The following is a 9459-nucleotide window of genomic DNA, read 5'->3' as shown; positions in this document are numbered from 1 at the left end:
GACCTAGAGAGCGGCTCCCAGCGGCCCGGCGTTCTGGCCGATCTGGCGGAGGCGCAACAGAAGAAGATTCAGGGCATCCCCACGGCCATCTTCCTGGACAAGCAGGGCGCTATCCGCATCATAGGCGAGGTCACGCTGGAGCAGTACAAGCGGGTGGTGGACTGGCTGCTGACGACGTAGGGCCAAAGGTTCGCCAGCAACCCAGCAACGACAGTGGGGGAGTGCGCGGGCGGCACAGAAGGACTGCCTTGGACGTGGTTCGTAATCCGAGAGTTCGAGTCCACGGAGGCCCACCAAATGCAAACACTTGTGAAGCGTCCGCAAGCAGTATTCTTTGGAACCCGTCGTGAAGTAAGTGTGGCAGCATACATAAAGGTAGCGGGCATAATCACAGGTCTGCTCATCTTGACACTTGCCTGTGCTGGGCCTGAAGCCACGCCGACGCCCACAGCTACACCCGAACGGAGGCCTACAGCCACTCCTATACCGACCCCAACGCCGACTCCTCCGCCATACTTTACACCCACTGAGGCGATTGCAGTAGTTCAAAACTATCTGAGCCTGAAAACGTACACATTCTACCAGTTTGATGTCGGGCGGCTAACGCAGATTGAAGAAGTTCGTAAATGCGAGGTTGGGTCTGAGAGTCCACGGATTCACTGGACGGCTGAATATGCGAACGAAGCGTGGGTCGTGACCCGAGTGATAAACTCGACGGAGTTTTCCCGATGGACGTTGGACGAACGGACACGTATCGTCAGACCATTTGACAGGAAGTCATCTCTTCCCAGCCGGCGGGAGTGTTAAGTGGTATTTTCTGTGTCGCGTCACTCTGTTGCGCGTCCTAACCTCACCATGGATGGCGCTGGGCATACTGCTTTAGTAAGGGGAATTGAGGCAATAACCGTCATGGAGGACGATATTCAACTCGCGCCCCAACTGGCGGAGGGCAACCCTACAACGGGAAGACTCGCCGCTACTCTGTGCCAGAGTTGTACAGGAAGCGACTCAGGGGAACAGATTACCACTGTTTGCCTCGTATTCAAGAAGATTAGCCGTGACTGAGGAAGTCGTCTCCAGTGTGAGCAATGTCATTGTTGCGTTAGCCAGCGTACTCGTTGCGGCTGCGGCCCTATGTGGGTTGTTTACTTGGCGCAGGGAGTTGACAGGCAAGGCAAGGTTTGAGGTTGCCCGTAAAGTAGCTCTCCTTTCCTACGAGATCAGTGACGCCTTCAAGTGGGCCAGATTCCCCATTGCTTCATCTGCCGAGGCCGCCGCTCGTCCAAGGAAAGAGGATGAGTCACCGGATGAAGCGCAGATGTTGGACGAATGGTTTCTACGTAGCAACCGCATTGAGGCATTGAGGGAAGACTTGGTTAGGCTGCAAGCGGCAGGGTGGGAAGCAGAGGTAATCTTGGGCAATACAGCGGGTCAAGTTATCTCTGAATCAATAGCCGCGTTCAGGAAATACTTTGGTGAGCTCGCATCTTCTTTGAACTCGCTGTTCGAGGTACGTCTCCAACAGGCTCGGGGGCAAGCGGGCAACGTGGACACAGATTGGATCAAGGGCCTGCGCAATACCGTTTACTCAGCGGAAGGCGATGACTTATCCAGGCACGTAGAAACAGCTAACAATAACCTTCTTTCTTCGCTCAGGACTTACATGAGATGACCAGAACCACCGGCGGAGGCTAGTGCTGAGCCAAGAGTTGCCTCAGCCTGGACATAAGGTCGGGCCGCAGGCAGTAGGTTCGAGTGCTGTCCACAGAGGCCCACCATTGTGGACGAAAGGTAGCCCTCTCTAAGCGAAACAACACGTAGGGGCGTCCCTATCCACTACGGAGAGGCCACTTTCGATTCTCCCACCTCAGACGAGCCTTTCCTGTTATCCCCTTCAAAACACTACCTGCTCCGCCACCAGCCGCTCGATCTCGCGGGACCGCATGCCTAAGACGTAGGACACGTGTTTGCCCAGCAGCGACACAGGAGGCCTCACGCTGCGGGGCCTTCCGTTTTAACTGGCGCGTGGCTCCCCCGTCGGCTCGGGCGCGGCGGTGAAATAGCGCCTCTGGAAGTACAGCGCCACGTTCACGAGGCTGACGAGCACCGGCACCTCCACCAGGGGGCCGATGACCGCGGCGAACGCCTGGCCCGAGTTGATGCCGAAGACGCCCACCGCCACGGCGATGGCCAGCTCAAAGTTGTTGCTCGCGGCGGTGAATGAGATGACCGCCGTCTTCGAGTAGTCCGCACCGACCCTTTTGCTCATGTAAAAGGCCACGAGGAACATCACGACAAAGTAGATGACAAGTGGAATCGCGATGCGCACAACGTCAAGAGGCAGTTGCACAATATATTCCCCCTTGAGGGAGAACATCACGAGGATGGTGAACAGCAGGGCGGCCAGCGTCAGGGGACTGATGCGCGGGATGAACTTCTCCTCATACCACGTGCGCCCCTTGGCTTTTATGAGCACAATGCGCGTGATGACGCCCGCAAGGAAGGGGATGCCCAGGTAGATGAATACGCTCTCGGCGATCTGGCGAATAGACACGTTGACCACGCTCCCACTGAGACCAAACCAGCGCGGCAGCACCGTGACGAAGACATAGGCGTAGATAGAGTAGAAGACGATCTGAAACAGGGAGTTTAACGCCACAAGGCCCGCGGCGTACTCCCTGTCCCCTCTGGCGAGCTCATTCCACACGATGACCATGGCGATGCACCGCGCCAGGCCGATCATGATGACGCCCACCATGTAGTCCGGAAAGCCGCGCAGAAAGAGGACGGCAAGGAAGAACATGAGCAGCGGGCCGATGACCCAGTTCTGCACGAGGGAAACGGTCAGCACGCGCCAGTCGCGAAAGACACGCCCGAGTTCTTCGTATCTCACCTTGGCGAGCGACGGGTACATCATCAGGATAAGTCCCACGGCAATGGGGATGGATGTCGTGCCCGCTTGAAGGCCGGAGAGTAGCCCCGCGCTGCGCGGGTAGAAATAGCCCATGCCCACGCCCATCACCATGGCGAGGAATATCCAGAGCGTGAGAAAGCGGTCCAGGACCGAAAGACGTGACCCCGTGGCGGCTGACCCGTGGGAGTGCATTACTGCCTCTTGACGGCGAGATTCTGAATGCGTGTTTAGGCGGTCTGCTCCTGCATGGCGACGAGCGCCTTGATGCGGTCGCAGAGCTCGTCGCGCACCTGGCGGAACCGTGCCATGATCTCATCCTCGGAGCCGATGGCCCTGGCCAGATCGGGAAGGCTCCAGTGAAACTTCAGCGCCGTCGGCGGCGTCACCGGACAGCGCTCCTCGGAGTCGCCGCAGAGCGTGATAATGACATTCTGCTCTTGCAGCCGTTGGTAATCAATGGTCTTGGATGTCTGGCCGCTGATGTCCACGCCAGCCTCCGCCATGACGGCGACGGCGCGGGGGTTCACGCCATGCGCCTCTATACCCGCGCTGTAGACCTCCCAGCGGTCGCTTGCGAGGGCCTTCGCCCAACCCTCCGCCATCTGGGCTGCGGCGGGAGTTGCCAGTGCAGAGGAACGCAATGCGCTTGCGGGACATACGGTTTCACCTCGCCCGACGTGCGTGTTCCCGCTTAGCGTAAGCTGCGTTTTTTAACGGCATGTTAAGGCGTCGCGGCTAGTAGACGACCTTCTCCGCCACAACGTCAGATGTCCGCGCCAGGTGTCTGACGATAGCCACGGACTCCGGGCGCGTCAGGTCCAGCCACACGCTCAGCTTGTTCTGGTTGACGCAGTTGAAGTCGTGCTCATGTCCAGGTCCGCGACGTCAGACCGACCATAAAGGAGATCCGCCCTTGAGGACAAAAGCGGAGGCCGCTGTGAGGGCGTCCCACAGCGGCCTCCCGGCCCGATAACAGCGCGAAGATATGCGCTTCTAGTCCTTGCGCCTAGATTGTCCTCCGAAGTACGCCGCATGGGCCATGCGCCGCACCCCGCACGCCCTTCCGGACGCGCGCCGCCCGCTTAGCCCAGAGCCCCCTCTGTGCGACCTCTAGCGGAAGCGCGCCTTCCCGGAGCGCATGTAGGCAGGCGCATCGTAATCAATCGCTACCTCCGGCTCCTTGCCGATCGACAGGCTATTGGCCGACTGCTCTCCCTGCCTGGAGCGGATGTGCGGCACTGACTGCGAAACCTCGCTGACGCCTGTGGCGATGACCGTGACCTGCACAGTCTTGTCCGCCTTCGAGTCCTTGACGACGCCGAAAATGATGTGCGCATCCGGGTCAACAGCCTTGGCGATAGTGTCCGCTACAAGGTTGACCTCGGCCAGCGTGAGGTCGTTTCCGCCCGTGATGTTGAGCAGCACGCCCTTGGCCCCCTCTATTGAGAGCTCCAGCAAGGGATTGTTGATGGCGGCGCGCGCCGCTTCCACGGCCCTGTTCTCACCGCTGCCCTGACCAATGGCCATGATGGCCGGCCCGCCGGCCCGCATGATGGTCCGCACGTCCGCGAAGTCCACGTTAATCTCGCCGGGCATGGTAATCAGGTCCGAGATGGAGCGCACCGCGTGCACAAGGATATCGTCCGCCATCTGAAACCCTGCGTCCACGCTGGTCTTCTTGGGCGTGGCGGCCAGAAGCTTGTCGTTGTTGATGGCTATCAGGGTGTCCACGTTCTGCCGGAGGCGGGCCAGCCCCTCCTGAGCCTGGGCCATACGCTTGCCGCCCTCAAAGGCGAACGGCAGAGTGACGATGGCGACCGTCAGCGCGCCCGTCTCTTTGGCGATCTCCGCCACAACCGGCGCGGCGCCGGTGCCCGTGCCGCCGCCCATGCCCGCGGCGATGAAGATCATGTCCGCGCCGCGCAGTGCTTCCCGCAGCTCCTCCATGCTCTCCTCGGCTGCCTGCCGACCGACGTTCGGCTCGGCGCCGGCGCCCAGCCCGCGGGTAAGCTTGCTGCCCAACTGGATGCGGTTGGGCAAGTCCATCATCATCAGCGCCTTGATATCCGTGTTCACCGCGTACAGGTCAACGCCGCGGACGTTCTGCTGGAACATCCGGCGCACCGCGTTGCAACCGCCTCCGCCCACACCCATCACCTTCAGCTTGGCCCCGACATCAATGGGCTGAGGCGACTGACCCTGCTGTTCCGTATTCATTGGACGCGTTCTCCTTTCCTAAGAAGCGCCTTGTCTTCCTTGGACGGCACTCCCGGAGGCCCTGCCGCGAGGTCGTCCCCCTGCGGCAATGCCACAACTTGCGGTGAGTGTAAACGACAAATCGCCGATTGTCAAGAAGTTTCTTGACAATATTTAGACCAGTTTAAGATTCTGGCGTGCTGGACTTGCCCGTCTTTACCCCTGACGCTCTCCCGTCTTGCCAAACGTCAAGCGAAAGTAGTTTAAGAATTAGAATGAAAAAGAGCAATCGCGCGGGACTGCGTGACAAAGGAAGCGCATTCACGGCGCGACCAGAATGAGCAGCAGCCCAGACTACGAAGGGCGCGGCCTCTCCCCGCGCGCACGCGGTCGGCGGGCGATCTTATGCACCTCCACCGCTACAAGGACGGAGGAAGCGACCACCACGAGACGGACCCAGGAGTCGAGGGACAGCGGCTCCAGGCCCAGGAGAAACCGGATGGGCGAAAAGTACATCGCTCCCAGGTGAACGGCCAGGGCGCCAAGAACGCCCAGCAGCAGAAAGCGGTTGGAGAAGATGCTCTTCCGGAAGACGGAGACCTCCTCGGAGCGGCAGTTCCCCACGTGGAAGTTCTGGAACACCACCATCGTCGTCAGCGCGGCGACCTGCGCATACGCCAGCGTCGCCCCGTGCGTCAGCTCCCACACAAATATGCCGAGCGTTCCCGCCGTCAGCACCGCGCCCACGAGGAGCAGGCGCTCTCCCAGAAAGCCTGACAGTATTCCCTCGTTGGAGTCCCGCGGGGGCTTGCTTCCCTGCTCCGGCTCGCCGGGTTCGAAGGCCAGGGCGATGTCCTGGATGCCGTTCGTCACAAGGTTGAGCCACAGTATCTGTACGGGAAGGTAGGGCAACGGAAGCCCCAGCGCAAGGCCGGTCAGTATGGTAATGAGCTCGCCCACGCCCACGGATACAAGCAGGAACGTCACCTTGCGGATATTGGCGAAAGAGGTGCGTCCCTCCTCCACCGCGGCATAGACAGTGGCGAAGTTGTCGTCCGTCAGGACGATGTCGCTGGCCTCCTTCGCAACGTCCGTGCCGGACAGTCCCATCGCCGCGCCGATGTGCGCTGATCGCAGCGCGGGCGCGTCGTTGACGCCGTCGCCTGTCACAGCGACGATGTGCCCCTGCCGTCGCAGCAGGTCCACAATCCGCAGCTTCTGGACGGGGCTGACCCGCGCGTACACCGAAACGCGACGCAGGACGGCGGCCAGACCGTCGTCTGACATGGCCTCCAGTTCGGCGCCGGTGCGGACGTCGCCCGATGCTCCGTCTATATCCAGCCTGCGCGCTATCACCGCCGCCGTCGCCGCATGGTCGCCCGTGACCATCAGCACACGGATGCCCGCCCGCTTGCACGCCGCCACGGCGCGGGCCGCCTCTTGACGCGGCGGGTCCATCATGCCCTGGAGGCCCAGAAACATGAGGCCCTCAGGCGCGCCGGCCCGGGCCAGCGCGGCGGCGTCCGCCCCTTCGCCATACGCCATCGCAAGCACACGGAACCCCTGCTCAGCCATCCGCATGGCCTCGGTGGCCATGGCGTCGCGGTCGAGCGGGCGCGGCCCTTCGGGAGTCATCCACGTGCCGCACATCTCCAGCACCCGCTCCGGCGCCCCCTTCACCATGACCCGTTCCCGGCCGCCATCCATGTGAACGCTCGCGGAGAACTGCCGCTCCGGTTCAAAAGGCACCTCGGCGAGCCTGGGGTACCGGAGGAGCAGGTCGTCGTGCGAGAGGCCCGCCTTTGCCGCAGCCACCAGCAGGGCGGACTCCGTGGGGTCGCCATGCGCGAGGACCCCTCCATCCTCCACCCGGAGAGATGCCTCGTTGGTGAGCGCACCCGCCTGCAGCGTGAGGTATAGGGGCATGTCCGCCTCAACGCGGGCTGGGGCGCCGTCCACCAGAACGTTTCCCTCCAGGCTGCGCCCGGCGCCCGTCACGACATAGCGCCTTCCTCCGGCGAAGATCTCCTGCACCGTCATCTGGTTTTCCGTCAGCGTGCCCGTCTTGTCGGACACGATGACCGTGCAGCTCCCCAGAGTCTCCACTGCCGCCAGACGGCGCACGATGGCGTTCCGCTTCGCCATACGGTGCACGCCCACGGCCAGGACGATGGTCATCGCCACGGGTAGGCCCTCCGGAATGGCGGACACGGCGACGGCGACCAGAAACATATGGGACAGGGGTTCGCCCAGGGCTATGCCGAGCGCGAACACGGCAGCGCTGGCGCCCAGCACGGCGATGCCGGTCAGGCGACCGAACTGGGCCATGCGGGCCTGCAGCGGGGTTTCCGCCCGGGTCGTGCGGCGCAGATCGCGGGCGATGGAGCCGACCTGCGTGCCGCCGCCTGTCGCCACCACAACACCCACGCCCCTACCCGACGCTACCGTCGTCCCCATGAACGCCATGTTCTTCCGGTCCCCAAGCGGGATGGAGCGGGACACGTCAAGAGGCTCCGGCGACTTCGTCACGGACAGCGATTCGCCGGTGAGGGGCGACTCGTCAACGTTCAGGCGCGTGCAAACGAGCAGGCGCAGATCGGCGGGCACCAGCGCGCCCGACTGCAAAAGCACGATGTCGCCGGGGACAAGGCTCTTGCCGTCCACCTCATCGTCCCTCCCGTCCCGCACGACACGCGCGCGGGGCGAAACAAGCGCCAGAAGCGCCTGCATGGCGTTCTCGGCCCGAAACTCCTGGGTGAATCCAATGACGGCGTTGAGCACGACCACCGCGCCGATGACGATGGAGTCAACCCAGTGTTCAATGGCCAGCGTGACCCCAAGCGCCACAAGCAGGATGTATATGAGCGGGCTGGCAAACTGATGGAACAGGATGGCCCAGGGGTTGACGCCGCCGCCACGACGTATGATGTTCGGACCGTACCGGACCAGCCGCGCGGCGGCCTCCTGCCGAGACAGCCCCCGGCCGCTGGTCCCCAGGGCCGTCAGGACCTCCGCCGAGGAGAGGGTGTGCCACTGGGGATGGACTGTGGCGCTCATCAGCAGCCTGTTTGAGAGCGGCAGAATAGCGGGCGCCGGCCTCTGCGGACGCGGCGCACCGGGCTGGAGTCGCGTCAGCGTCCGCGCTGGTCACCACGTCGGCAGCGACGGCCCGCGGCCGCCGCTCTTGTGAGGCGGTGGCCCGACCGGAACGGCGGCTACGCCCCTAGAAGTTCCACCAGTCGAACCACTTCCCAAGCGGCGTCTCCATGACGATGATGTCGCGGGGGTGGCCGTTCAGGTCCTTGCCATATCCTGTCAGAACCGCTATCTGCGTGAACCCCATGAACTCCGCCGCCTTCACCGCCTCATCCTGCATTCCCCCCACCGCCTCGAACATCAGGCGCTCCAGGCCGTGCTCCCGAGCGATGGCGGCCAGTTCATGCATGAGGATCGTGCCCAGTCCCCGCAGGCGGAACGCCGGGTCCACCACGATGCGCAGCTCCCCCACATGGCGCCGGGCCATGGTCCGAGTCCGGTGCAGACTCCCATCGGCTACGACCCTCCCATCCACCCAGGCCAGAAGGGGCAAGGCCCTGTCGTAGTCCAACTCGTCCGCCCAGCGTTTGATCACCTTGGGAGACGTGACGTCTTCCTTGAGGTAGTGCCGCTCCTCCGCAGGCATCTGCAGGAAGAACTGCTGCAGAGCATCCGCGTCCTCCGATGTCATGGGCTTCAGAGTCATACGGACGCCGTCCCGCAGGTGGATGTCCTTGGGGTAGGCCGTCAGCTTGTAGATATGGCTATGAAGAAGAGGCATCAGCGGGCTCCTTTTTTGGCTCCTTTTGCGGCGCCAGTGGCGCGGATGATCAGGGCGGGGTCGCCGCAATAACGCACAACCCTGTCGGCCACGCTGCCCATCAGAAAGCGGCCTACGCCGGAGCGGCCATGCGTGGTCATGACGACCAAGTTGTCCTCCGTCTTTTGCGCAATGTCCACGATGGCGTCCGCCGGATTGCCGCGCAGGAGCGTCTGCTCCACCGAGGACACACCCTGCTTCTGCAACCTCTTGGACACGTTGCTCAGGTACTTCACCGCCTCCGTATCCAGGGACTTCATGGCCTCCTCATAGCCCTCCGCGTACGCGCCTATCGGATAGTCAGTGTACATGTACAGGTCCTGCGCGAAGGGGGTGACCCTTACCAGCTTTAGCTTCATGGACATCGCGCCAGCCAGCGCGGTCGCGTGGGGGATGGCCTGCTCCGCCAGACGCGAGCCGTCCAGAGGCAGGATGACGACGTCCAGCCGAACCTGGTTCGCGGGAGTGGGCTTCTGCTTGGCGCGGACCACCA

Annotated in this window: 7 protein-coding genes and 2 pseudogenes; 2 read left to right on the top strand and 7 right to left on the bottom strand. The window is 62.7% G+C overall.

Features of this window, described 5'->3' with window-relative positions; all coding sequences use genetic code 11:
- Positions 1-180: hypothetical protein (locus Q7T26_02160; GenBank protein MDO8530960.1), on the top strand; the 180-nt coding region annotated here is incomplete at its 5' end.
- 877 nt (positions 181-1057) lie between these two features.
- Positions 1058-1672, top strand: a complete 615-nt coding sequence (locus tag Q7T26_02155) for a hypothetical protein (GenBank protein ID MDO8530959.1) — start codon at positions 1058-1060, stop codon at positions 1670-1672.
- 342 nt (positions 1673-2014) lie between these two features.
- On the opposite strand, the gene arsB is transcribed toward Q7T26_02155, so the two are convergent.
- The 7 genes and pseudogenes from arsB to Q7T26_02120 all read right to left on the bottom strand — a co-directional run.
- On the bottom strand, positions 2015-3106 hold the full coding sequence (gene arsB, locus Q7T26_02150) for an ACR3 family arsenite efflux transporter (GenBank protein ID MDO8530958.1): 1092 nt from the start codon (positions 3104-3106) through the stop codon (positions 2015-2017).
- Between the two features lie 35 nt (positions 3107-3141).
- Positions 3142-3571, bottom strand: a pseudogene (arsC, locus tag Q7T26_02145) (arsenate reductase (thioredoxin)).
- Between the two features lie 78 nt (positions 3572-3649).
- Positions 3650-3769: pseudogene (locus Q7T26_02140) on the bottom strand (CoA transferase).
- 255 nt (positions 3770-4024) lie between these two features.
- Positions 4025-5131, bottom strand: a complete 1107-nt coding sequence (gene ftsZ / locus Q7T26_02135; protein ID MDO8530957.1) for a cell division protein FtsZ — start codon at positions 5129-5131, stop codon at positions 4025-4027.
- 333 nt (positions 5132-5464) lie between these two features.
- Positions 5465-8167, bottom strand: a complete 2703-nt coding sequence (locus tag Q7T26_02130; protein MDO8530956.1) for an HAD-IC family P-type ATPase — start codon at positions 8165-8167, stop codon at positions 5465-5467.
- A 166-nt stretch (positions 8168-8333) separates the two neighbouring features.
- Positions 8334-8927, bottom strand: a complete 594-nt coding sequence (locus tag Q7T26_02125) for a GNAT family N-acetyltransferase (GenBank protein ID MDO8530955.1) — start codon at positions 8925-8927, stop codon at positions 8334-8336.
- The coding region (locus tag Q7T26_02120) for a universal stress protein (GenBank protein ID MDO8530954.1) at positions 8927-9459 on the bottom strand (533 nt) is incomplete at its 5' end. The genes Q7T26_02125 and Q7T26_02120, both read right to left, overlap by 1 nt.

It is taken from the genome of Dehalococcoidia bacterium, assembly GCA_030648205.1.
Lineage (GTDB): Bacteria > Chloroflexota > Dehalococcoidia > JAUSIH01 > JAUSIH01 > JAUSIH01.
Note: the sequence above shows the minus strand (reverse complement) of the source record. Positions and strands in the feature narration are given on the sequence as shown.